Below are 24904 nucleotides of genomic sequence, written 5' to 3'. Positions count from 1 at the left end.
GGGCGGCTAGGGTGAGGCCGACTTGGTCTCCGCCTTCAGTTGGGCGGGGACCGGTTGGGCCGAGGTCAGTTGCGGGGACGGGGCGATGCTGGCTGTTCCGATGCTGGCCGCCCCTATGCTGGCAGTCCGGGCGGTGGCGGGAATCGCCGCCGGCCGGCGGCCGGGCCAGCCTTGATCCACCAGCAGCCTCACTGCGGGATCGACCCGCATCGGACCGGCGGGGACGGACGTCTCCGCCGGTTCTTTTTTGCGTGGCGGCTGAATGCGCAGAAGCTGGGTGAGCTGCTGGGACTGGATGACCGGAAGGGACGGTCGGGGCAGTTGCGGCCCCCAAGGATCGGCGGCGGTCTCCGTCAGGGCGGGCGTCAGCGCCGTGAGGTAGAAGGCGGCGCGCAGCACCCCGGCCAGCAGCAGGACGGCCAGCGCCAGAACCGCCCAATGACGGCGGCGCAGCTGCCGGGCGACAATGTCGGTCTCCGGCGGGGGCAGTGGATCGTGACGGGTGCTGTGGCGTTCTATGGCGGTCATGCGGGGCACAGCATCGCTCAAGGCGGTGCCGTTGCCTCCAGCCTTTCCCGGCGAACCGCCAGGGCAGGGGGATTGCCACCCGCGTTCCCCCACCGCCGGCCGGCATTCCCCGTCCGGATCGTTATCTCTACCGCCTAGCCAGGAATTGCAAAGGAGCCGGGCCGCCGCCGCCCAATCTCGGCCCGGACCTCGCGGAACCAGCGCAGTTTTTCCTCGAAGGGCAGGCGGGCGAGGCCGCTCGGCGAAGGCACCACCACGTCGGCGACGCCGTCGAACAGGCCGCGGTCCTGCAGCCCCCAAGGCGCGTCGGGCAGGCCGGTCGCCGCCAGATAGACGCCCTTTCCGGTATAGGCCAGCACTTGCGGCCGGACGAAGGCGACGATCCGCGCCAGCCGCGGCACCCCGCCGCGCAATTCCGCCCGCGACAGCTCGGCGGCGCTGGCGGTGGCGCGGGCGACGAGGTTGGTGGAGCCGAGGCCGATGGCCGGCAGGGTCACGTCCTCCTCCGGCCGGTAGAGGCGTGGGGTCAGGCCGGCCTCGGCCAGCAGGCGCCAGAACTGGTTGCCGCGCCCGGCATAATGATGGCCGAGCGCCCCCGACCGCAGCCCCGGATTGAAGCCGACGAACAGGCAGTCGAGCCCCGGCGCCACGATGTCCGGCAGCGGCCCGGCGGGAGGCGGCAACCCCTCCGGACGTGGGGCCGGGACATCGTCGAACAGATCCATGGTGAAATCCTCTCCGCGAAGGAGAGGAATATAGGATGCCGCCGCCCCGCTCAAAGCGAGGCGGCGACCGCGGGAGCGGGCGGACTGCTGCGTTCGTCCTGCAGCAGGGCGAGGATGCGGTCGGTCATCCGCAGGGCGAGCGCGACGATGGTCATGGTCGGATGGTCCGCCCCCATGGTCGGGAAGACGGAGCTGCCGGCGACATAGAGATTGCCGACGCCATGGACGCGGCCGTCCGGATCGACCACGCCGTGACGCGGCGATTCATGCATGCGAGTGGTGCCCATATGGTGCCAGCACCAGCCGACATCGGCCATCGTCGCCTCGGCCGACGCCTCGCCCCCGTTCTCCACGGTGATCAGGCCGCGGTGCAACAGATCCTCGCGCAGCAGGCGCTGGGTCTCGGTGGCGCCCTGGCGGTCCTGATCGGTCAGGCGCCAGTCGACCCGCGGCAGGTTGCAGCCGAACGGGTCGGTGGCGTGGTCCAGCGTCACCCGGCTGTCGGGGTTGGGCACCGGTTCCAGCACCGTCTCCAGGGTGAAGCGGCGGGACAGCCAGCCGGGGTCGATGGTGCTGTCGAACAGCGCATGGGTCAGCTGCGGCAGGCTGCGCAGGATGCGCGGGCCGGCATTGCGCAGCAGGCTCGCCGCCTCGTCCTCCGACACGCCGAAGCGGCGGCAGCTGTGCCGCGACGGCAGGAGCCGCAGGTCGCGCATCGCCTTGAAGGCGTCCAGCGCCCCGGAATGGTAGGAGGCGACCAGATATGTGCGCGAGTTGGGCAGCCCGTGCCGTTCCTGAAGCTCCGCCGTCGGCGACAGGGCCAGCGCGATCGACGGATGCGGCCGGCGCAGCCGCCGCCGGGCGAGGCACAGGCTGACGTCGTAGAGCGTGCGGTGCTGCCCCTGCCGGGTCAGGCGGATCGGCGAGGTCTTGAAGCGCGGGTGGTCGGCGAAATAGCGGCCGACCAGATCGTTGCCGTTGCCCAGCCCCGCCGCCTGCACCTTGTTGGACAGCAGCAGGATGCGCGCATTCTCGATCCCGCCGCAGCCCAGCACGAACAGCCGGGCGCCGACGGTGAAGCTGGGGCCGGCCAGGGTGCGGACCTGTACCCGTTCCACCGCGGTGGCGGTCGGGTTGGTGTCCAGCCCGGTGACGTTGGCGTTGAGGAAGGCGGTGATGTTGGCCGCCCGCCCGATCTCGGCGCGATAGGCCTCGCCCATGCGGATCGGCGGGCTGAGCTGGGCGACGCGGTTTTCGAAATCGCCGCCGCCATTGCCGTCGTTTTCCAGCGGGATCAGCGCCGTTTTCGGCCCGCCGACCCGCTCCATCCAGAAATCGTTGTCGTACTGGAAGGGACCGAGGCCGAGCACGTCGTGGGAGCGCTCGTAATAGGGCATCAGCGTGTCGCGCGGGATCGGCCAGCCGCTGCCGGGCATCCAGGGGCGCTCGGCGAAATCGCCCGGCTCCAGCGGACGGGAAAAGCCGCCCCAGCAATTGGTGCTGCCGCCCAGATAGCGGCTGCGCGCGGTGGTCAGCCGTTCATAGGGCAGGCCGACGTTGCGGCCGGCGTACAGCGCCTGGGAGATGCCGTCGACCTCCAGCCCGCCGCCTTCCAGCAGGACGACGCTTAAGCTGCCGCCCGCCAGTTCGCGCGCGATGGTCAGGCCGGCGGCACCACCACCGATCACGCACAGATCGCAGTCGATGTGCGTGCCGTTCAGGACATGGCGGGCGTCACGAAGCAAGCAGGCCTCCATACCGGGGTCATAAGCCCACCCTTCTTGCCCCGGACGCGCGGCCTAGGCCGAGTGCTCTTTTGGCTATACCCCCGGCGCGTCCCCACTGACCGATCCGGCGCACAAGCGCGGCACCCCGGACGAACCGGACGGGGTGGTCCGGATGGGGGGCGGATGGGTGGGTGGGCGGCCGGCCAGTCTGCCGGCCAGTCTGCCGGGTGGAAGGGAACGACCGCCGCGCTCGACGGTTGAGGTGGCGAAGAAGGGCGCTTCGGCCCGGCCGCGAGGTCGGACTGTCGGCGACCGGAAAACCATGAAATTGCAGGAGCCGCCTCCATGAAACGCCATCATCTTCTCGCGACCGCCGCCATGGTTCTGTTCGCGGCCCCCGCCCTGTCCCTGGCCCAGACGCCGACGCCGACCGCCAAGGTGACCGAGAAGGGCCAGCTGGCGCAGCAGGACATGAATTTCGCCACCAAGGCGGCGATGAGCGACATGTTCGAAATCCAGGCGGGCAAGCTGGCGCAGGACCAGGCGAAGGACAAGGACGTCAAGCAGTTCGGCAGCCACATGGTGTCCGACCACACCAAGACCTCCGACGCCATGAAGGAGATGGCGCAGAAGAAGTCGATGACGCTGCCGACCAAGCTCGATTCCGAACACCAGCAGAAGCTGGACAAGCTGCGCGGCGCTAAGGGCGAGCAGTTTGATTCCGCTTATATGCAGGGTCAGGTCGACGCCCACCAGACCGCCGTCTCCCTGTTCCGCGACCAGGCGCAGAACGGCAAGGACGCCGACCTGAAGCGCTTCGCCGAGCAGACCCTGCCGACGCTGGAACAGCATCTGCGCATGGCCCGCGACCAGCGCCCGAACGTCGCCTCCGCCGGTGCCGGGGCCGGCGCCGCCACCCAGCAGGGCGCCAGCATCGAAAAGATGATGGGCAAGGACGTCTACGGCGAGAACGGCAAGAAGCTGGGCGACGTCGCCGACATCATCCTCGACGCCCAGAGCGGCAAGGCCACCCAGGTGATCCTGAACCGCGGCGGCGTGCTGGGCATCGGCGCCAAGCAGGTGGCGCTGGACTACAACCTGCTGCGGACCGACGGCGACCGCGTCGTCGCCCGTCAGGTGACCGAGGATCAGGTCAAGCAGATGGCGGAGTTCAAGTACGACGACAACACCGTCTCGCTGGGCAAGCGCAACGGCGACCACAACACCGGCAGCACGGGCAGCAATGCCAACCATAGCGGCATGTCCGGCGGCGACGCGGCCCATGGCACGGCCAACAGCCTGGACAGCACCAAGCCGCGCAACCCGCAGTGAGCCAGCGCGGGTCTGACGGTCACGTCCGATCCCGCATTCAGCCGTTGGCCGCCGGGGGTCGTCTTCCCGGCGGCCCCGTACAGCCAAACGACACGGCCAACCGACGGAGATAACGCGATGGCGAACGCCAGCAAGAAGCACATGAGCCCGAGTGGACAGGGCAAGGGCACCGGCACCGGCGCCACCACCGACCTGCCCGCCGGCTCCATCGGCGACAACGAGGTGCTGTCGAACCGCGACAAGTCCCGTCATTCCGACGCCCGCGGCCTGGACAGCAAGGCCGTGCAGACCGAACAGATGCAGGACCACGCCGCCAACCACAATCCTGACGAATGATGCCGGGCACCGGTTGAGGTGTTTCGGGACGGGACCGTGCGAAAGCCGGTCCCGTCGCCGTTTCAGCCCCGCCAGAACTGGGGCATGAACAGCACCAGCACGGTGAACAGCTCCAGCCGGCCCAGCAGCATCGCCAGCGACAGCAGCCATTTGGCCGAATCCGGCAGGGAGGCGAAGGTACCGGCCGGGCCGATCACGTCGCCCAGGCCGGGGCCGACATTGGCCAGCGCAGTCACCGCGGCGCTGGCGCTGGTGATGAAGTCCAGCCCCAGCGCCATCAGCGCGATGGTGGTGATGCTGTAGGCGGTGAAGAACAGTGCGAAGAAGACGATCACCGATCCCAGCACGTCGTCGTCCAGCTGCCGGTTGCCGTACTGGCGCGGGAAGACGCCGCGGGGATAGATCAGGTGGAGGAAGTGGGTGCGCAGCACCGTCGCCATCACCTCGAACCGGAAGATCTTGATGCCGCCGGCGGTCGATCCGGTGCAGCCGCCGATGAAGGTCAGGCCGAAGAAGACGCCGACCGCCAGATTTCCCCATTGGCTGTAATCGGTGTAGGCGTAGCCGGTGGTGGTGACGACCGACACCACGTTGAAGGCGACCAGCCGTAGCGCATCGGCGAAGCCGTAGCCGTGCTTGAGCGCCAGCCAGAGGCTGAGCGGCAGGATCACCGCCGCCAGAAAGGTCAGGTAGGTGCGCACTTGGCTGTCCCGCCACAGCGCGTCGCGCTGGCCGGTCAGGGTGCGGACATAGAGGACGAAGGGCAGGCTGCCCGCCAGCATGAACAGCGTCATCAGCCAGTGCAGCACTGGATTTCGGAAGTGCCCGGCCGAGGCGTCCGAGGTGGAGAAGCCGCCGCTCGACAGGCTGGTCAGCGCATGCACCACCGCCTCGAACGGGGTCATGCCGGCCAGCCAATAGCTGACACCGCAGATCACCGTCAGTCCGGTGTAGACCGCCGTGATGGCCTTGGCGATCTGCTGGGCGCGCGGCAGCACCTTCTGCGAGCGGTCGGAGGATTCGGTGCGGAACAGCTGCATGCCGCCGACCCTGAGCGCCGGCAGCACCGCGATGGCGACGCCGATGATGCCGATGCCGCCCAGCCATTGCAGCAGCGCCCGCCACAGCAGGATCCCCTCCGTCGTCAGGTCCAGCCCGACCAGCACGGTCGATCCTGTGGTGGTCAGCCCGGACATCGTCTCGAAGAAGGCGTTGGCGTAGTTCAGCGACAGGTCGGGGAAATGGCCGAACTGAAACGGTAAGGCAGCGAAGGCCGCGGTGGTGGTCCAGGTCAGCGGCGTCAGCAGGAAGGCCTGCCGCAGCGACAGTCCGCCGTGCAGATGGCAGCGTGCGGACCACGCCAGCGCCGCCCCGCAGGCACCGGTGAAGGCGGCGGAATAGAGGAAGACCCGCGCATCCGGATTCCCATAGGCATAGTCGACCGCGGCCGGGATGAGCATCGTCGCGGCGAGCGCCAGCAGCACGATGGCGATGATGAACAGGATCGGCCTGAAATTCGGCATGATGTCTCTGGACGGGCGGCAGAAGGGGCGGGCGGCGGAGGGAAAGGCGGCCGATCAGAAGAACTCCAGCCCGACGGCGAACAGCTTTTCGACCTTGCGCACCAGATCGGCGGTCGCCATCACGATGACGCGGTCGCGCGGTTCGATCACCGTCTGGCTGGTGGGGATGATGACCTCGCCGCCGCGGACCAGCGCGCCGATCATCATGCCGGCCGGCAGGTCGATGGTGCCGATGGGACCGCTGACGGCGCGTGAGGTCTCCAGCGCCTCCGCCTCCACCACCTCGCCGAAATTGTCGCCGATGGTCTGCACCGCCGCCACCCGGCCGCGCCGGACATGGCGCAGGATGGAGGAGACGGTGACCGCCGCCGGGTTGACGACGACATCCATCCCCAGCCCGGCGACGATCGGCGCGTAGGAGGTCTTGTTCAGCAGCGTGATCGCCCGGCCGCAGCCGGCGCGCTTGGCCAGCAGCGAGGTGAAGACGTTGGTCTCGTCGTCGTTGGTGACGGCGACGATGGTCTCGGCCCGGCCGACCTGCGCCTCCTCCAGGATCTCATGGTCGAGCGCGTCGCCGTTCAGCACCACCGTGCTGGAGCGCAGCGAGCGCGAGATCAGCTCCGCCCGGTCGGCATTGCCCTCGATCATCTTGATCGAGATGCCGCGCATGTGACGTTCGACGATCTGCGCCAGATTGAAGCCGACATTGCCGCCGCCGGCGATGACCAGCCGGCGGGCCGGCGCCTCGCTGTGGCCGAACAGGGCGACGACGCGGACGATGTCGGCGGTGCGGCAGACCAGATGCACGTCGTCGCCCAGCCGCAACTGGTCGTTGCCCTTCGGCACGAAGCCGGTGCCGTCGCGGAAGACCGCCAGCACGGCGGCGCGCAGGTCGGGAAACATCTCGGTCAGGCGGCGCAGAGGCGTGTTCAGCAGCGGCGAGCTGTTGGTGCAGTGGACGCCGATCAGATGCACCTTGGCGTCGGCGAGCGGCACCATCTCGAACGCGCCGGGGGAGCGCAGGCGCCGCGCGATGCTGTGGGCGATCTCCACCTCCGGCGAGATGACGACGCTGATCGGCAGATGCTCCGGGGCGAACAGCTTCGACCATTCCGGCTGGAGATAGGCCTGCTTGCGGATGCGGGCGATGCGCAGCGGGATGTCGAACACCGAATGGGCGACCTGACAGGCCACCATGTTGACCTCGTCGGAGTGGGTGACGGCGATCAGCATGTCGGCGTCGCGCGCCCCCGCCTGGGCCAGCACGTCGGGGTGGGAGGCATAGCCGACCATGCCGCGCACGTCGTGGCTCTCATCCATCCGCTGGGCAAGCTCGGTCGAGGTGTCGATGACCGTGATGTCGTTGTCTTCCAGCGCGAGATGCCGCGCGATGCTGGCCCCGACCTGTCCCGCCCCGCAGATGATGACCTTCATACGCCCGCTCCCCCACTTACCGACCGCTCCGCTCCGGTTTGGCCGGAATTTGTGAGGAAATGACGGCGGGAGCGGAGCGTTGCAAGTCGAAGCGGTTCGGCGGGCGGGAATTCCGACCCGAATTGCCGGAATTCCCCGACAGGTATCAGAACTGTTTCAGCAGCCGGTCGATGTAGTTGCGTTCCTCCTGCGGGCGGCCGTACTGGCCGGACCGGCGGCGGAGTTCGTCCAGGATTTCACGGGCGCGCTGGAGTTCCGACTGTTCGGGGATCTTCACGTCGTTGGAATCCTGCATGCCGTAGCCGGACGGGCGGCGGCCCAGCGGGTCGCGTCCCCGGCCCTGGCGGGGCATCTGGCCCTGCTGGCCCATCATCGCCTGCCCCCCCTGGCCCATCATCTGCTGGGCCATCTGTTCGGCCATGCCCTGCATGCCCTGCTGCAGCTGTTCCATCGCCTCCGTCTGCGACGGCACCGCGGCGCCGGGGGCGCCCTGCTGCAGCGCCTGGGCGGCATCGCGCATGGCGCGTTCGGCGCGGCCCAGAGGCTGCGGGATCTCGCCGCCCTGCTGTTCGCCCATGCGGCGCATCAGCTCGCCCAGCTGGCGACGGAGAGCCTCCTGCTGTTCGGCCTGCTTCTGCAGGGTCGGGCTGCCCGGATTCTGCTGACCATTCTGCTGCTGGCCGTTCTGGTTGCGGCGCTGGTTGGGCTGGCGGCCGCGGGGCTGTTCGCCCTGCTGCCCCTGCTGCTGCTGGTCCATCGACTCCTGCGACTGGCGGAAGCTCTGGTCGAGGAGCTGCTGCTGCTGCTGCGCCAGCTTCTGCAACTGCTGCATCATCTCCCAGGTCTGGTTCTGCTGCTGGGCCTGCTGCTGGTTCATCTGGGCCATGGCGCCGGAGCGCATGTTCTCCAGCATCTGCTGAAGCTGCGACAGCATCTGGCGGGCGGCGTCGCGCGACCCCGTCTGCGCCATCTCGCGCATCTTGTCGAGCATCTGCTGCAGGTCGTTGCGGTCGGTCATCTGGTCGGCCATTTCCGGCGGGACCATCGGGATCTTTTCGCCGCGCTGCAGCGCCTCCATCATCCGCTGTTCCATGGCGTCCATGAACTTGTCGAGCGCCGCCTGCAGCTCGTCCATCAGGCGGTTCAGCTCCTCGTCGGAGGCGTTCTTGTCGAGCGCCTCGGACAGGCGCTTCTCGGCGTCGCGCAGGTCCTTCTCCGCCAGCGACAAGCCGCCATCCTCGATGCGGAGCGCGGTTTCCCACAGTAGCTGCTGCAGGGCCGGCACGGAGTCGGCGCTCTGGTCCAGCATCAGCCGGGCCATGGCGGTGCGCAGCGACAGGAAGGCGACGATGTCGTCGCCATAGGTGCCGGGGCGCGAGGAAATCTCCGCCAGCGCGCGGGCGACCTGGACCCGCGACTCCTGCGGATTGCGGGTCAGGACCTTGCGCTGGTTGATGATGGCGCGGGCGACGGGGTGGTTGAAGGTCCGTTCCGGCAGGATGATGGCAGCATCCTCCGACCGGCCGGTCTGGCCGGCGCCGTCGGTCGCGGTCAGCCGCACCGTCACCGGCATCCCGGCCCAGGGATGGGCGGTCAGGTCCTGGAAGGCGGTGGCGTGCGCCTCCTTCGGCCGGACGCCGGGCAGCGACAGCGGGAATTCCAGTACCGGGTCGGCTTCGGCCTTCGGCGCCTCGGTTTTCGCGGCGCCATTGTTCGTGGTGCCGGGCTGCGGCGGAACATCGGGGGCGCGGCGGATCTGCGCTTTCACCTCGGTCAGGCCATAGTCGTCGCGGGCGGCATAGTCCAGCTTCAGCGCGCCGCGCTCTCCGGCGGCGGGCGGATTTGCATGGGCGATGATGGGCACACGGTCGGGCACCACCTCGATCGGCCAGGAGCCCAGCGTGCGCCCGCCCTGGGTGACGGCGATGCGGGTGCCGCCGGTCACCGGCTTCTGCACCTGGAAGTTGGTCGAATCCACCGCCTCGAACGGGCCGGTCTGGTCGCCGGCCTCCAGGCTGGGGGTGCCGCCGCCGCCGGTGACGCGGGCGAGCACGAGGCTGCCCTGCGGCACCTTCACCGGCTGGTCGGCGGGGTGGTCGCCGGAGTGGTTGGTGGTGGGGGAACCGGCGGTCTGCTGGCTTGCCGGCTTGGCAGCAGAGCCGGATTTCAGGAAGACCGGCGGCAGGCCGGTATAGTCGGGCGGGTTGATCCAGAGGTCGAGCGTCGCCGCCGCCGTGGCGGTGCCGCCGGCGAAATGGGGGGTCAGCGCGGCGGCGATGCGCGGGCGCCAGTCACCCCAGGCCGCGGCGCCGGCGACCACCAGAGTCAGGATCACCAGCGCGCGCAGGGCATAGCGGTCGTGCGACGGCACTTCGGTGCCCGGCCAGGCGACGCGCAGGCCGCGCATGGCGGCGCGCGTGCGCTCCTGGTGCAGGCGCCACAGCGCCTGGGCGGTCGGGTCGTTGCCGGCTGGCCGGTCGCGCAGGGTGTGCAGCGGACGGTGGGCGAGGCCGCTGTCCCGTTCCAGCCGGCGGCGGGCCTCATCCTCGGCCGGGCTGCGGAAGCGCCGGACCCCGATGACGAGCGACAGCAGGAAGGCGGCGGCAAGCACCAGCAGAGCCAGCCCGTGCAGCCAGCCCGGCAGCAGGACCAGCAGATTCAGCAACGCCAGCGCCAGGAAGGCGCCCAGCACAGACAGCGGTGCCCACAGCGCCGGCCCCAGCCGTTCCCACAGCAGCGCCGCGCGCGCCTGGGCAAGGCGGAGGCGCGGTTCGGTCACGCCGTCGCTGTCGCCACGATCATCGGCAGCCCGGTTCTGGGCAGCCTGATTCTGGCCGGGTCCGGAGTCGCCGCGTCGCTCGTTCTGCTTCATGCCGCCCCCTCCGCGCCGAAATGCAGCCGGTCCGGCGGTTCGCTTGGCGCCGCCGACCGGTCATGCTGCGCGAGACAATCATATAGGTGCCGCCTGCGGCTTTTGCCCACCGACTCGTTCACCGGCGCAATGCTACAGCCCATCATTGCGCCATGGCGAAACTATGACGCGCGGCGATCCGCCGAAATTTCGGGGCGCGCGGGGTGCCGTCAGTCGCCTTCGCCGGCCGGGAGCGGCTTGGTCACGGCCGTGCCGCGCCGGGTTTCGCGGTGCAGGATGTAGAGGCCGCTCGCCATCACCACGGCGGCGCCGACCGCCATGGTCGTGGTCGGCACCTCCCCCCACAGGAGCCAGCCGAAGCCGACCGCCAGCAGCAGCGAGGTGTAATTCAGCGGCGCCACCAGGGCGGCCGGGGCCAGCGAATAGGCGCGGGTCAGCATCAGCTGGCCGCCGCCGCCGCACAGGCCGGTCGCCAGCAGCAGCAGCCAGTCCATCGGGGCCGGCGTGATCCAGGAGAAGGGCAGGGTCAGGCCGAGCAGGACGGTGGTCAGCAGGGTGAAGTAGAAGACGATGGTGTTCGGAAGTTCCGTCCGGCTCAGCTGGCGGATGGCGATCATCGCCAGCGCATTGGTCAGCGCGCCGAACAGCGCGATGAGCGCGCCCAGATTCAGCACGTCGCCGCTGGGCCGGACGATGATGAGCACGCCGACGAAACCGACCAGAACCGCGCTCCAGCGGTGGATGCCGACCTTCTCGCTCAACAGCGGCACCGACAGCGCGGTGAGGAACAGCGGGGCGGCGAAATTCAGCGAGATGGCGTCGCCCAGCGGCAGCAGATGGAAGGACCAGAACATGGCGGCCATGGAACTGAGCCCGATCAACGACCGCCCCAGATGGCCCCAGGGATAGCGGGTGCGCAGCGTCGTCACGAAGCCCATGCCGAAATGGATCGCCAGACAGACCGGGATCAGCGCGAACAGGCTGCGGAAGAACATGACCTCGGTCACCGGGAAGCGGTCCATCAGGAGCTTCGCCAGGACGTTCATCAGCGAGAAGAACAGCACGGAAATCAGCATCGAGGCGATGCCGAGCGGGGTGTTGTCGACGCGCTTGTGCGGCTTGTGGATGGTTTGCGGCGGGACTGTCACGGTGCGCCGAGCCTACCAAGCGTTGCCGCCCGCGTCACGATGTCGCGACGCGGGCGGTCATGTCGGGGCGGTATGGCGGTGTTGCGTAAAGCCGCGCCGACGCTCGGCCCGGAGCGTCCGACCTTCGCTTAGACCTTGAACAGGCCGGAGATTTCGGCTTCGGCGCGCAGCCAGTGCTCCTGCTCGCGGCCTTCGGGGCAGCCTTCCTCTTGCCAGATCTGATAGGCGCGTTCCTGGATCATGCGGTTGCGCTGGCCGCTGAGCAGGCCTTCGGCGATGTTCATGTTCAGGCGGGCCAGCGAGACCAGCTTGCGCGTCTCGATGGCGCCCTGGGTCGCCAGCATGGTGGTGGAGACGACATATTGCGCCAGATTGCGCAGGTTGGCCTTCACCTCCGGCTCGACCGGGCAGTCATCGTTCAGCAGGACCGTCTTGATGGCGATCCACAGCTTCAGGTTCTGGTCCAGCGCGAGGTTGACCTTTTCCGGCTCATCCGATTCCAGCAGGGTGCTGGCCGCCTGCAGCAGGACGATGCTGTCCTGTTCCACCGACGCGAAGTTGGTGCGCAGGATGGTGTCGGCCCAGCTTTCCACCGGAGCCTCGAACACCGGAGCGGCGGCGGCAGTCGCGGCGGGAGCGGTTGCGGGAGCGGCGGAGGAGGCGGTCTTGCGCTTGGTGGCCATGGTGGGTTCCCCGGGGAGCGTTCGGTCCGCGTCCACTTGAACCAACCATGTTTAAGATGTGGTTAAGAGGCTACCCTTGCGCGCCTTTTGCCGGCGCCAGACGCCGCGACACGATGTCCTGAGCTCGGCGACCAGTCAGGGGCCACCGAAAGGCAAGCGATAATAAAAGCCGAAGACGTTGTTGGTGCCGGCCGCCGGATCGCCCGCCGCGGCGTCGTTGACGATGCGGCTGTAGCCCAGGCTGAAGCGCGACTTGTTGTCGAACTCGTATCCCAATTCCAGCTGCGAGCGGAACTCGGTGGTGGGGGCGCCCTCGCGCCGGGCGGTGGGCAGGGTGCCGGCGCCGAAACTGGGGGTGAAGACGAAGGAGCCGAGCGGCACGTCGACCAGCACGCCGCCGCTCAGGCCACCGGTCAGTCCCGTGCCGACACCGGTCACGGCGCCGCGCGGGGTCAGGCTGCTGCCGCTGCCCGGCCCGATCCAGGGCTGGATGCTGACATAGGGTTCGGCCTGCGGGACCAGCGACGACCCGATCCGCATCTTGCTGTTCAGGATGGTGAGGTTGCTTTCCGCCGGCGGCTGCAGGCTGTAGGCGAGGCCGCCGACCGCCCAGTTGCCGAACCGGCCGTCCGCGTCGATCGACTCCGCCCGCGCCGATCCGGCGCCCGGAAGAGTGACGGCGAGCGCGAGCAGGCAGGCGGCCAAGACGGCCGGCCGGCAAATCCTATGGCGGCAATTCCCCTGGCGGCTGAACAGGCGGTTCACGGGCACCCCCTCCCGGTGACGCGTCGGATCGCACCACGCGGTCCGGCCACTATAACGATGGGGCGTGGCGACTGACCCATGGAGTATCGGCACTACCCCTAGGATGTCGTGATCGCCATCCGCGTTTCAACCATGAAAGCATGAGCGGTGCGGGACGGTTGTCTGTTACCATATGCTCATGAGCGTGCATCCCGCCGAGCCAGCGTCCTGCCCTGCGCCGCAGGAGGAGGCGATCGCCTTCCTCGGCGATCCGCGCACCCATGGCGGGCAGCCGGTGGAGCGGATCGACACCCATGCCGCCCTGGTGTTCCTGGCCGGTGACCGGGCGCTGAAGCTGAAGCGCGCGGTGCGCTATCCCTATCTGGACTATTCGACGGTTGCGAAGCGCCATGCGGCCTGCGTCGCGGAATTTGCGATCAACCGTCGCACCGCACCGACGCTTTATCGGGGCGTGGTCGCAATCCGCCGCGAGGCCGATGGCCGCTTGCGGCTGGACGAAGAGGGTGGGGACGCGGCAGGGGATGTGCCAAGGGACGCCACCGACTGGCTGGTGTCGATGGCGCGCTTCCCCGACGAGGCGCTGTTCGACCGCATGGCCGAGCGGGGCGGCCTGACCCCTGTCCTGATGCGCCGGCTGGCAGAGCGGATCGCCGCCTTCCACCGCGACGCCGCTCCGCGGCCGAATGGCGGCGGGGTGGAAGCGCTGCGCGCGGTGGCGGACGGCAATCTGGAGGACCTGCGCGCCGCGCCGGATCTGTTTCCCGCCGACGCTGTGGCCCGGCTGGCGGAGCGCACCGGCGACGCGCTCGACCGGCTGGCGCCGCTGCTGGAGACGCGGCGGCGGGACGGCTTCGTCCGCCACGGCCATGGCGACCTGCATCTGCGCAACATCGTCCTGCTGGACGGCGAGCCGACCCTGTTCGACGCCATCGAATTCGACGAGGCGCTGGCGGTGGCCGACGTCTTCTATGACCTCGCCTTCCTGCTGATGGATCTGGATCACCGCGGGTTGCGGCCGTTGGGCAACGCCGTGCTGAACCGCTATCTGGAGGAGACGGAGGATTACGGCGGGCTGGCGGCGCTGCCGCTGTTCCTGTCGCTGCGCGCGGCGGTGCGGGCCAAGGTGTCGGCTGCGGCGCTGCGGCTTGGCGGAAAGGCGGAGGGGCTGGCCGGAGAGGCGCGGCGCTATCTGGACCAAGCGCTCGCCGCGCTAGACCCGACGCCGGCGCGGCTGGTGGCGGTCGGCGGGCTGTCCGGCACCGGCAAGACCAAGCTGGCCAAGGGGATCGCGCCCGATCTGGGTCCGTCGCCCGGTGCGGTGGTGCTGCGCAGCGACGTGCTGCGCAAGCGGCTGTACGGAGTCGCGGACACCGACCGGCTGCCGGCCGACGGCTATGCCCCGGCGGTGACGGAACGGGTCTATGATGAGTTGTACCGGAGGGCGGCGGCGGTGCTGGGAACGGGCCAAGCCGTGGTGGTCGATGCGGTCAGCGCCCGGCCGGACGAGCGCCGCCGGATCGAAGCGGTCGCGGCGGAGGCGGGGGTGCGGTTCGACGGGATCTGGATGGAGGCGCCGTTGTCGGAACGGGTGGAGCGTGTGACCAATCGTCGCAACGATGCGTCCGACGCCACAGCCGACGTGGTCGAACGGCAGGAATCCTATGATTTGGGTACAATCGATTGGACGCGCCTGGATTCTGGCAGGGTTGCAGCGGATGTGCTGGACGACGCCCGTGCAAGCTTGGCCTAATTCCAGGAGTGACAGCATCTTATGGACTGAATCTTCAAGGTTTGCGGCCCTTGCCCCGGACCGCGGACCGCAGCGACGATGGGGCGAATGACGGCCCGGTGAGAATCGCCCGCCACACCGGCGGACGGACCGCCGCCGTCCGGGAAGGGCCGCTCGAACCGGTCCGGGAGGAGTCCATGACCTACAAGACCATCCTAGTGCCGCTCTGCGGCAGTGAGAACGATCCGGTGGCCCTGAAGGGCGCGATTTCGGTGGCGCGCGATTTCGACGCCCACCTTGTCGGCCTGTTCGTCAGCCTCGACCCGCGTGATGCCGTTCCGATGCTGGGCGAGGGCATGTCCGGCGCCATGGTCGACGAAATCATGCGCGCGGCCGAGACGGAATCGAACAACCATCGCGCCGCCGCCCGCCGTTCCTTCGACGCCGCCGTCGCCGAGGCGGGGTTCGAGATGCGCGAGGTCCCCGGCGGGGTCGAGGCGCCGTCCGCCTCCTGGCGCGAGGTCGTCGGCCGGATCGAGGACGTGGTGCCGGCCGAGGGCCGTCTTGCCGACCTGATCGTCTGCGCCCACACCTCGATCGAAGCGGACACGCAGGGCTACACCACCATGGAAACGGCGCTGCTGGGATCCGCCCGGCCGGTGCTGCTGGTGCCGAAGACCCTGCCGGCGGAGATCGGCCACACCGTCGCCGTCGCCTGGAACGGCAAGACGGAGGCCACCCGCGCCGTCGCCGCGGCCCTGCCCTTCCTGCGCAGCGCCGACCGCGCCCATGTGCTGACCGCCGAAACTTCGGTGACGGAAGGCGCGACAGGACGCCGCATTGCCCAATATCTCGCTTGGCAGGGAGTTAACCCGGAGTTAACTATACTGCATCCGGGATCGGAACCCGTTGGGGAGACGGTCACCAAGAAAGCCGTGGAGCTGGGCGCCGACCTGCTGGTTATGGGCGGCTATGGCCACAGCCGGATGCGGGAAATGATCCTGGGCGGTGTCACGCGCTACGTGCTGAACCACGCCGGGCTGCCGGTTCTGATGGCTCACTGATAGTCGCCGGTCTTCGGCCGCGCGGGTTTCCCTGCCGCTTTTTCTGGCGGGGATCCCGTGCGGCTCCGGTATTTGCGGTGGGGCGATCAGCAGGACCGTTTTCGACCCTGCCCGCAGGGCATCCCGGCCGTTCCCGGGAGGAACGCGCCATGTTGACGATCAAGGACTGCATCGCTCTGAGCGATCTCACCGAAGCGGAGATCGACGCGATCGCCGAACACGAACATCTGCCGGAAATGGTGGCGGTGGAGATGGGCCATTGCCTTGCCCACTGCCCCGGCGGACCCGACCGCATTGCCCATATCATCGCCGACGACATCGCGGACGCCTGTGCCCACGGCCATGTCGACCATGCGGTGGAACTGATGCACACCCTGCGGGAATTCGTGGAAACGCATCCGCAAGGCTGAGGGTGAGAAGGCCGGGAACAGTCCGGCTGCGGCGGGGTTCTACTGGCAAGCTTTTTCGCGACTGCCCTCCGGCAGCCGCCTCTCGACAATTGCCAAGGACCCCGACGATGGCCAGCAAGACCACCGGCACCCAGGCTGATATCTTCGCCCGCATCAAGACCGATCACGACACCATCCGCAGCCTTCTGGACAAGACCGAGAAGGCCAACGGCAGCGGCCGCGCCGTGTTCGAGGAACTGCAGCGCGAGTTGTGGGCCCATTCGAAGGTGGAGGAAGGCGTCTTCTACGCCTCGCTGAAGAAGGCCAAGGAAGCGAAGTCGGAAACCGTCGAGGGGCTGAACGAGCATCACCTCATCAATGGCCTGCTCGACGAGCTGAACGCGATGAAGACCACCGACAGCGGCTGGAAGGAAAAGCTGCAGGTGCTGGGCGAACTGGTCCGCCACCACCTGGACGAAGAGGAAGAGGAGCTGTTCGAGGAGGCCAGGGACGTCCTCGACGACGACCGCGCGGCCGAGTTGGGCGGCGCCTATGACGACCGCAAGAAGCACATCATGGCCGGGCTGGCGCCGCTGTAAGGAGGGCTACGCCATCCCGTTTGGTTGCCGTCGGCCGGCGAAAGGACCATATCTGGGGCTTTCTGGAACTGGCCGGCGGTGTCGATGTCCAAGCGTGTCAGCGTCAAGCGAATGCTCTCCCGGCGGGGTGCGCGGTTCGGCCGTGCCGCGCTGGCGGCTGCCCTGCTCGGGGTTTCCACGCTGATGGCCGTTCCCGCCTCGGCCGCCCCGGCCCCTCCGGCGAAGGAGCTGGCGCAGAAGACCTGCGGCACGCTCGCGTCGCGGGTCGACGAGGTGTCCGGGCGCGGGCCGCTGTTCCTGCGCAGCTACGACAATTCCTACGCGCCCGGCCCGACCTCGGAGCCGGCGCTGTCCAACGCCGCCTTCACCTACGACAACGCGCTGGCGATCATGGCGCTGACCGGTTGCGGCCAGCGCGACAAGGCCTTGCGCATCGGCGAGGCGCTGCTCGACGCCGTGTCGCTCGACCGCGCCGGCTGGAAGGGGCGGCTGCGCAACACCTATCGAGCCGGCGCGCAGAAGCAGCGGCCGATCCCGCCGAATGGCTGGTGGGATGCCGTCGGCAACCATTGGGGCGAGGACCCCTATCAGGTCGGCACCGCCACCGGCAACGTCGCCTGGGCCGGGCTGGCCCTGCTGACGCTCGGCGATGCGACCGGCGAGACGCGCTTCCGCGACGGAGCGGCGGAGCTGGCGCGCTGGGTGGTCGAGCATACCCGCGACCCGCGCGGCCCCGGCGGCTTCAACGGCGGTTTGCAGGGCTTCGACGACGCACCGCAGCCGCTGACCTGGAAATCGACCGAGCACAACACCGATCTGGTCGCGCTGTTCGGCTGGCTGGCCAGAGATATGGGCGGCGATTTTGCCGGGCCGGAGAAGGAGGCGCGCGATTTCCTCGATAAAATGTGGACGGCGGGCGGCGACCATTTCCCCATCGGCACCGCGCCGGACGGGGTGACGGTCAGCACCTCCACCTCCGGCCTCGATGCCCAGCTCTGGCCGCTGCTGCTGCCGAAGGCGCCGGAGGCCTGGCGCGCCGCCCTGTCCTATGCGGAGCGCGCCCATGGCGCCGACGGCGGTTTCGACTTCAACGACGACCGCGACGGCATGTGGGTGGAGGGCACGGCGCAGGCGGCGCTCGCCTATCGCTTCGTCGGCCGCCGGGGCGATGCCGACCGGCTGTTCGGCGAACTGCTGAAGGAGATCAGCCCCGGCGGCTATCTCTACGCCACCAGGCCGCAGGTGCTGTCCACCGGGCTTGCCATCGGGCCGGACAGCAAGACCGACGACTTCCTCTATTACCGCCGTCCCCATCTGGGCGCCACCGCCTGGGCGGCGCTGGCGGCGGTGGGCTGGAACCCGTTCACGGGGAAGACGGTGCCGTAACCCTCTATCCGTGGAAGTGTTCGTAGAGCTTCCGCGCGATGGTCTCGCTGATGCCGGGGGCGGCCTCCAGGTCCTTCAGGCCGGCGGAGGCGACGGCGGTGGCGCTGCCGAAATGGTGGAGCAGGGCCTTCTTGCGGGCGGGACCGATGCCGGGGATGCCGTCGATGCGGGTGTGCGACATCGCCTTCATGCGGCGGGCGCGGTGGCTGTCGATGGCGGTGCGGTGGGCCTCGTCGCGCAGCCTTTGCAGGAAATGCAGCACGGGATCGTTGGGCTCCAGCGTCAGCGGCGGCTGGCCGGGGCGGAAGAAGCGCTCGCGCCCGGCGTTGCGGTCGGGACCCTTGGCGATGGCGACCAGCGGTATGTCGGTGATCTGCAGCATCGCCAGTTCGTCCTTCACCGCGTTCAGCTGCCCCAGCCCTCCGTCGATCAGCACGAGGTCGGGCCATTGGGCAGAATCGGGGTCGGACTTGCTGCTGCGGTGGAAGCGGCGGGTGAAGGTCTCGCGCAGCATGGCGTAATCGTCGCCGGCGGCCTCCGGATCGCGGATGTAGAAGCGGCGGTAGGCGTTGCGCTGGAACCCCTCCGGCCCGGCCACCACCATAGCGCCGACCGGGAAGGCCCCCTGGATGTGCGAGGTGTCGTAGATCTCGATGCGGCGCGGCGCGGCCGGCAGGCCGAAGACGCGCGCCACCCCCTCCAGCAGCGTCGCCTGGGTCGAGCGCTCGGCAAGACGGCGGCCGAGAGCGTCGCGGGCGTTGGTCTGCGCATGTTCGACGGCGCGGCGCTTCGGGCCGCGCTTGGGGCATTCGATGGCGACGCGGTGACCGGCGGACAGGCTCAGCGCTTCCTCCAGCAGGTCCGGTGACTCGACCGGGTCGCTCAGCAGCAACAGGGCCGGCGGCGGGGTGTCGGCATAGAGTTGTGCGGCGAAGGCGGCGAGGATGTCGCCCGGTTCCTCCTCCGCGTCGATGCGGGGGAAGAAGGCGCGGGTGCCCTGGTTGCGGCCGCCGCGGAAGAAGAAGGCCTGGACGCAGGCCGCACCGCCTTCGCGGTGCAGGGCCAGCACGTCGGCGTCGCCCAGCGTGTCCTCCAGATTGATGTCCTGGCGGCTCTGCAAGGCGGTCAGCGCGCGGATGCGGTCGCGCCAGCGGGCGGCGTCCTCGTATTCCAGCCGGTCGGAGCTGTCGAGCATGTGGCGGGCGAACTCCGCCTGCACCTCCGCGCTGCGGCCGGACAGCACGTCGCGCACGCCCTGGACTTGATCGGCATATTCCTCCTCGCTGACGCGGCCGACGCAGGGGGCCGAGCAGCGCTTGATCTGGTGTTGCAGGCAGGGCCGGGTGCGCGAGGCGAACACGCCGTCGTCGCAACTGCGCAGCAGGAAGGCGCGTTGCAGAGCGGCGATGGTCATGCCGACCAGATGCGGCGAGGCGTAGGGGCCGAACAGGTCGGAATCCCTGCGGTTACCCTTGCCGGAGGTGCCGCGCCGCTCGGCACTGCCGCGATGCTGCATCAGGCGGGGAAAGTCATGACCTTTCCCGATGACGATGTAGGAGAAGGATCGGTCGTCCTTCACCAGGATGTTGAAGGGCGGCAGCAGGCTGCGGATCAGGTTCGCTTCCAGCAGAAGCGCCTCGGCCTCGGTGTGGGTGGTGACGAACTCCATGGCGCGGGTCAGCGATACCATCCGCCGGGTGCGGTTGGGCAGCCCGTCGGTCCGGGTGTAGCTCGCCACCCGGCGCTTCAGGTTCTTCGCCTTGCCGACATAAAGGACCGACCCGTCGGCCGCCAGCATCCGATAGACGCCGGGCGTGTCCGGCAGGGTCGGCAATTGGGCGCGGATGACGTCCGCTCCGCTGCCGGGCACCCCGTCCATAAGCTGTCTCGTTCCCGCAATGCTCCGATTCGCCGCTTACCCAAGCAGTAGAACGGAACGGGTCCAAGAGACAAGAATCGGACGGGGTGGGGCGGCAGGGATCTGCCATGCGGCGCCGGAGTGGATCAGCCCCCGAACACGGTGTTCAGCTGGGCACCGACGCGGACGAAGGTGGTGCGTTTCGGCACCTCCTTCAGCTTTGTGGCGCCGATGTAGGTCATCATGCTGCGCACGCCGCCCATGATCTCCTGCATCGTGTTCTCCACCGGGCCGCGATAGGGGATCTCCACCGTCTTGCCTTCCGAGGCACGGTAGGAGGCCACCCCGCCGGAGTATTTGTGCATCGCCGTGTCCGATGACATGCCGTAGAAGGTCATGGCCACCGGCACGCGGTCGCCGTCACGGTCCTCGTAGCGGATCTCGCCCTCGCACTCGTCATGGCCGGCCAGCATGCCGCCGAGCATGACGAAGTCGGCGCCGGCGCCATAGGCCTTGGAGATGTCGCCCGGAACGGTGCAGCCGCCGTCGCCGCAGACCTGACCCTTCAGCCCGTGGGCGGCGTCGGCGCATTCGATGATGGCCGACAGCTGGGGATAGCCGACGCCGGTCATCTTGCGGGTGGTGCAGACCGACCCCGGACCGATGCCGACCTTGACGATGTCGGCGCCGGCCAGCAGCAGCGCCTCCGTCATGTCGCCGGTGACGACGTTGCCGGCCATGATGACGGTCTCCGGGTTCTCCTCGCGCAGGCGGGCGATGACCTCGACGAAGCGCTCGGTATAACCGTTGGCGACGTCCAGGCAGATCTTGCCCACCGGCGCTTTCGCCTTCACCGACTGGAACTTGTCATGGTCGGCATCGGCGATGCCCATCGAATAGAAGACGTTCGACTGGACGGCGGATTCCGCCTCAGCCTGGAAGAAGGCGACCAGCTCGTCGGCCTTGTAATGCTTGTGCAGGGCGGTCATGGCGCCGAAGCGCGACAGCGCACGGGCCATGCCCATGCTGCCGGTGACATCCATGTTGGCGGCGATCAGCGGGAAGCCGGTCCAGTCGCGCTGGGTGTGCAGGAAGGTGAAGGTCCGGTTGACGTCCACGTCGTTGCGGCTCTGCAGCGTGCTGCGTTTCGGCCGGATCAGCACATCCTTGAAGTCGAGCTTGAGGTCGCTTTCGATGATCACCGCACACCTGCTGATATCTGTTTGCCGGGCCAACCGCTTTCATAAGGCCCAACATCACAGAGTGGAGGCGATGCCCCGCTTCGGCAAGCGTCATCAGGACCGCAGGTGGGGGTGCCGCGTTTGAAGCAGTTTCGCAGAAACGGGGGATATCCCCTTACTCCTCCGCATCCTCGCCGTCGCCATTGGCCGGCTCGCTGCCGTCGGCGACATGGACCTGGCAGTCGGCGTTGCCCAGCACCTCCATCAATTCCGGCGGCGGCAGGCGGTCGGTGAAGAGGGCGTCGAGCACGCTGACGTCGGCCATGCGGATCATGGCGTTGCGGCCGAACTTGGTATGGTCGGTGACCAGGAAGACCCGGCGCGAGCTTTCAATGATGGCGCGGGCGACGCGGACCTCCTGCTCGTCGTAATCCAGCAGGTCGCCTTCGGCGTCGATGCCGCTGATGCCGATGATGCCGATGTCGACCTTGTAGCGGCGGATGAACTCCACCGTCGCCTCGCCGATGATGCCGCCGTCGCGCTCGCGCACAAGGCCGCCGGCGATGGAGAGGGCGAAGTTGGTGTTCTTATGCAGGATGGTGGCGACGTTCAGGTTGTTGGTCAGCACCCGCAGCCGCTTGTGGCCGAGCAGGGCCTGGGCCACCGCCTCCGTCGTCGTGCCGATGTTGAGGAACAGCGAGGCGTCCTCCGGTACATGGCGGGCGACCATCTCGGCAATGCGCCGCTTTTCCTCCGCCATCAGGGTCTGGCGAGTGGAATAGGCGATGTTCTCCACGCTGGACGGCACGGTGACGCCACCGCGGAAGCGCCGCACGGCGGATTGCCCGGCCAGATGTTCGATGTCGCGGCGGATGGTTTGCGGCGTGACGTCGAAATGTTCGGCCAGCCATTGGATCTGCACCATGCCCTTGGCATGGACCAGGGCCACGATTTCCTGCTGGCGGCGTTCGGCGTCCAGGCGCGCATCCATCGGGGGGCTGTCTCCGGTCGGCTAGGGGTGGGGCGTCAGTGAATCAGATGCGCGGAATGGGTCAAAGCGAAAAACGGTGAGTTGCGGCGCCTTCGGTCCAGGCCGGCCGGGCGTTTCGGTCACACGGTGAACCTACGGCCCCGTACGGCAAATATGTACGCTGGATATTGTTCGCAACACAAGCATGTTTCTTTACGAAAATGAACGCGCATGCTAAGAGAGGACGCACGCGGTTCCGATATGCGCCCGATCAGGGTTTGCCGCGACTGACGGCCATCGTCGCCATCTTTCAAACTTGTCGTGACTCCAAACGGTCCGGCCTGTTGACAAAAAATTAACGTATAGGAGAGGAATATGACGCAACTGACGCCGGAAGGGGAGCGGCGGAGCATTCGGCTCGGCATTCAGGGGCGGCTGTTCCTGGCCTTCGGCGGGGTGGCGATGCTCGCCGCCTTCGCCAGCGTCATGGCCTGGTGGTCGTTGACCGAGACTGGGCAATCGATGGGCCAGATCGGCCGCAGCAGCGTGCCGGCCATCGTCGGCTCCCTCAATCTGGCGAAGGACAGCACGGCGATCGCCGCCGATGCGCCGGCGGTGGCGGCATCGCGCGACACGGCCGAGTTGACGGAGCGGATGGACGGCCTGACCAAGCGGCTGGTGGGTCTGCGCGACCGCATCGCGGCGATGCGCAACCAGTCGGGAGCGGGCGCCGGAGGAATGGCGGCGGATGCCGACGCGGTCGCCAAGCTGGCGGAGCGCATGGGGGCGGCGCTGGACACGTTGGGCAAGCGCACTGCCGAGAGGCTGGACCTGGAGGAGAAGCTCAACACGCTGATGGCCGACGCGGTGATGGCGCACGAGGACTTCACCGATCTGGTGGCGCCGCTGCTGGAGGTGTCGACCCTGTCGGTCAACAATGTGGTGGGCGATCTGGCGGCGGCGCAGACGGTCGATGCCGCCACCGGGCTGGGCCGTCGGCTGGCGCAGGAGGAACTGCCGGTCATCACCCAACTGATGAACGTACAGGCCAACGGCAACCTCGCCTTCGGCATGATCGCCGCCGCGTCCAGCGTGCCCTATGGCGCGACGCTGAACAACATCCGGTCGAAGTACAATTGGGCGCTGCTGCGCGTCGACAATGCCATCGAGGCCTACCCGAAGGACAGCGCCGACCGGCCGTCGCTGGTCAAGGCGCGTGACGGACTGGCTGCCTTCGGCAGTGGTGCCGGCAGCGTCTTTCGCCTACGCGACGATCAGGCGCGCATCACCGCCGACATCGAAAGCGCGCTCGCCGAGACCGTCCGGCTGACCGTCGAACTGAACGCCACCATCGATACGGTGGTTGCCCACCAGCAGGAGCGCACCGGCGCCGACGTGACGCGGACTGAAAGCGCGATTGCCGGGGCCGTCGCCGTCCAGGGCGGAGCCGCGGCCGTCGTGGTGCTTTCGAGCCTGCTGATCGCCTGGTTCTATGTCCGCAACCGGCTGACCCGCCGGCTGCTGCGGGTGATCGACGCCATGCGGGCCGTCGCCGCCGGCGATCTGACGGCCGATGCCAAGGTCCGCGGGCGCGACGAGATCGCCGAAATGGCCGGGATCGTCGGCGTCTTCCGCGACAAGAGCGCAGAGATCGCCCGTCTGCAGGAGGAACAGGACGCGATGAAGCAGGCCGCCGATGCCGAGCGGTCGCGCACCATCCAGTCCATCACCGCCAGCATCGAGGCCAGCGTGAAGGAGGCCTCGCGCCACATCACCGCCGCCTCTGCCGACATGCGCGAGGCGTCGGAAGGCATGTCCGCCACCGCCGAGCAGACCTGCCGCCGCATGACCGACGTGCGCTCCGCCGTCGCCGAAACCGCGACGAACGTGCAGACGGTGGCGGCCACCGCCAGCCAGCTCTCCGCTTCGATCGGCGAGATCACCCGGCGGGTCGGCGATTCCAGCCAGATCGCCCGCAGCGCGGTGGATGAGGCGCGCAGCACCAACGAGCTTATGGTGGCGTTGGCCGCCGCCGCGCAGAAGATCGGCGACGTGGTCGGCATGATCAACGCCATCGCCGGCCAGACCAACCTGCTGGCGCTCAACGCCACCATCGAGGCGGCCCGCGCGGGCGACGCGGGGAAAGGTTTCGCCGTGGTGGCGGAGGAGGTGCGCAGCCTCGCCGGCCAGACCGCCAAGGCGACGGAGGAGATCGCCCAGCAGGTCCAGGCGGTGCGCAGCACAGCGCAGGGGGCCGTCTCGGCCATCGACGATATCGGCCGCACGATCAGCCGCATCGACGAGATCACCGCCATGGTCGCCGCTGCGGTGGAGGAGCAGTCCGCCGCTACCGACGAGATCGCGCGCAGCATCAACCATGCCTCCGATGCGGTGCAGAGCATCGCCGATACGGTGGTGTCGGTGGACGACGCGGTGAACCGCACCGGCAGTGCCGCCGCCCAGGTGGTGGACGCCACCCGCGCGCTTTCGCAACGCTCCGAAAGCCTGAGCAACGACATCGACCGCCTGCTGGGCGGCATCCGCGCGGCATGAGCGCTTTCGCACAGACCACGCCGGATCGGCCATATTTCCGATAGGAAAGATGCTCGATCCGGCGTAGCCTCAAAAACATGGTCCGCGGAACAAACATTTTCC

20 protein-coding genes are annotated in these 24904 nt (G+C 68.5%); 8 read left to right on the top strand and 12 right to left on the bottom strand.

The genetic code is table 11. The features are described from left to right. Positions 1–6: 6 nt before the first annotated feature. The 3 genes from TSO5_RS12675 to TSO5_RS12665 form a co-directional block, all read right to left on the bottom strand. Positions 7–528, bottom strand: a complete 522-nt coding sequence (locus tag TSO5_RS12675) for a hypothetical protein (RefSeq protein ID WP_199230876.1) — start codon at positions 526–528, stop codon at positions 7–9. A 134-nt stretch (positions 529–662) separates the two neighbouring features. Further along, on the bottom strand, positions 663–1253 hold the full coding sequence (locus TSO5_RS12670; protein WP_109151934.1) for a mismatch-specific DNA-glycosylase: 591 nt from the start codon (positions 1251–1253) through the stop codon (positions 663–665). Positions 1254–1303: 50 nt separating this feature from the next. Beyond that, complete coding sequence (locus TSO5_RS12665) at positions 1304–2998, bottom strand: GMC family oxidoreductase (RefSeq protein WP_109151959.1); 1695 nt, start codon at positions 2996–2998, stop codon at positions 1304–1306. Between the two features lie 327 nt (positions 2999–3325). Between TSO5_RS12665 and TSO5_RS12660 the strand changes: the two genes are divergently transcribed. Together TSO5_RS12660 and TSO5_RS12655 are read left to right on the top strand one after the other, a co-directional pair. Beyond that, positions 3326–4312, top strand: coding sequence for a DUF4142 domain-containing protein (locus tag TSO5_RS12660; protein ID WP_109151933.1), 987 nt, complete (start codon positions 3326–3328; stop codon positions 4310–4312). 117 nt (positions 4313–4429) lie between these two features. Beyond that, on the top strand, positions 4430–4648 hold the full coding sequence (locus TSO5_RS12655) for a hypothetical protein (protein ID WP_109151932.1): 219 nt from the start codon (positions 4430–4432) through the stop codon (positions 4646–4648). A gap of 62 nt (positions 4649–4710) precedes the next feature. Here the strand turns inward: TSO5_RS12655 and TSO5_RS12650 are convergent, their stop codons facing one another. From TSO5_RS12650 to TSO5_RS12625, 6 genes are all read right to left on the bottom strand, one after another. After that, positions 4711–6171 (bottom strand): TrkH family potassium uptake protein, encoded by a 1461-nt coding sequence (locus tag TSO5_RS12650; protein ID WP_109151931.1) that lies wholly within the window; start codon positions 6169–6171, stop codon positions 4711–4713. A gap of 54 nt (positions 6172–6225) precedes the next feature. Next, a complete protein-coding gene (gene trkA / locus TSO5_RS12645) occupies positions 6226–7605 on the bottom strand; it encodes a Trk system potassium transporter TrkA (protein ID WP_109151930.1) in 1380 nt (459 codons plus the stop codon). A gap of 145 nt (positions 7606–7750) precedes the next feature. Continuing rightward, positions 7751–10477, bottom strand: coding sequence for a TIGR02302 family protein (locus tag TSO5_RS12640; RefSeq protein WP_109151929.1), 2727 nt, complete (start codon positions 10475–10477; stop codon positions 7751–7753). Between the two features lie 209 nt (positions 10478–10686). Beyond that, positions 10687–11625: a DMT family transporter gene (locus tag TSO5_RS12635; protein WP_247870728.1), complete on the bottom strand. Its 939-nt coding sequence runs from the start codon at positions 11623–11625 to the stop codon at positions 10687–10689. A gap of 128 nt (positions 11626–11753) precedes the next feature. Then, on the bottom strand, positions 11754–12308 hold the full coding sequence (locus tag TSO5_RS12630) for a DUF2934 domain-containing protein (RefSeq protein WP_109151928.1): 555 nt from the start codon (positions 12306–12308) through the stop codon (positions 11754–11756). Positions 12309–12443: 135 nt separating this feature from the next. Continuing rightward, positions 12444–13073 (bottom strand): hypothetical protein, encoded by a 630-nt coding sequence (locus tag TSO5_RS12625; protein WP_247870727.1) that lies wholly within the window; start codon positions 13071–13073, stop codon positions 12444–12446. A 178-nt stretch (positions 13074–13251) separates the two neighbouring features. Between TSO5_RS12625 and TSO5_RS12620 the strand changes: the two genes are divergently transcribed. The 5 genes from TSO5_RS12620 (at position 13252) to TSO5_RS12600 (ending at position 18240) form a co-directional block, all read left to right on the top strand. Continuing rightward, a complete protein-coding gene (locus TSO5_RS12620) occupies positions 13252–14823 on the top strand; it encodes a bifunctional aminoglycoside phosphotransferase/ATP-binding protein (RefSeq protein WP_109151956.1) in 1572 nt (523 codons plus the stop codon). Between the two features lie 50 nt (positions 14824–14873). After that, positions 14874–15866 carry a universal stress protein gene (locus TSO5_RS12615; protein WP_247870726.1) on the top strand — a complete coding sequence of 331 codons (993 nt, stop codon included), beginning with the start codon at positions 14874–14876 and terminating at the stop codon, positions 15864–15866. Between the two features lie 149 nt (positions 15867–16015). Next, entirely contained in the window at positions 16016–16276 is a 261-nt protein-coding gene (locus TSO5_RS12610; protein ID WP_109151927.1) for a hypothetical protein, read from the top strand. A 107-nt stretch (positions 16277–16383) separates the two neighbouring features. Further along, positions 16384–16854 (top strand): hemerythrin domain-containing protein, encoded by a 471-nt coding sequence (locus tag TSO5_RS12605; RefSeq protein ID WP_109151926.1) that lies wholly within the window; start codon positions 16384–16386, stop codon positions 16852–16854. A gap of 84 nt (positions 16855–16938) precedes the next feature. Then, a complete protein-coding gene (locus TSO5_RS12600; protein WP_109151925.1) occupies positions 16939–18240 on the top strand; it encodes a hypothetical protein in 1302 nt (433 codons plus the stop codon). 4 nt (positions 18241–18244) lie between these two features. Here the strand turns inward: TSO5_RS12600 and uvrC are convergent, their stop codons facing one another. From uvrC to TSO5_RS12585, 3 genes are all read right to left on the bottom strand, one after another. After that, entirely contained in the window at positions 18245–20119 is a 1875-nt protein-coding gene (uvrC, locus tag TSO5_RS12595; protein ID WP_109151924.1) for an excinuclease ABC subunit UvrC, read from the bottom strand. Positions 20120–20244: 125 nt separating this feature from the next. Beyond that, a complete protein-coding gene (locus TSO5_RS12590) occupies positions 20245–21300 on the bottom strand; it encodes a GMP reductase (RefSeq protein WP_109151923.1) in 1056 nt (351 codons plus the stop codon). Between the two features lie 154 nt (positions 21301–21454). Further along, complete coding sequence (locus TSO5_RS12585) at positions 21455–22258, bottom strand: DeoR family transcriptional regulator (RefSeq protein WP_247870730.1); 804 nt, start codon at positions 22256–22258, stop codon at positions 21455–21457. Positions 22259–22624: 366 nt separating this feature from the next. On the opposite strand from TSO5_RS12585, the gene TSO5_RS12580 reads away from it, so the two are divergent. After that, positions 22625–24802: a HAMP domain-containing methyl-accepting chemotaxis protein gene (locus tag TSO5_RS12580; protein WP_109151921.1), complete on the top strand. Its 2178-nt coding sequence runs from the start codon at positions 22625–22627 to the stop codon at positions 24800–24802. The last annotated feature ends 102 nt before the right edge of the window (positions 24803–24904 follow it).

The sequence above is a fragment of the Azospirillum sp. TSO5 genome, from assembly GCF_003116065.1.
In the GTDB taxonomy this organism is placed as follows: Bacteria; Pseudomonadota; Alphaproteobacteria; order Azospirillales; family Azospirillaceae; genus Azospirillum.
Note: the sequence above shows the minus strand (reverse complement) of the source record. Positions and strands in the feature narration are given on the sequence as shown.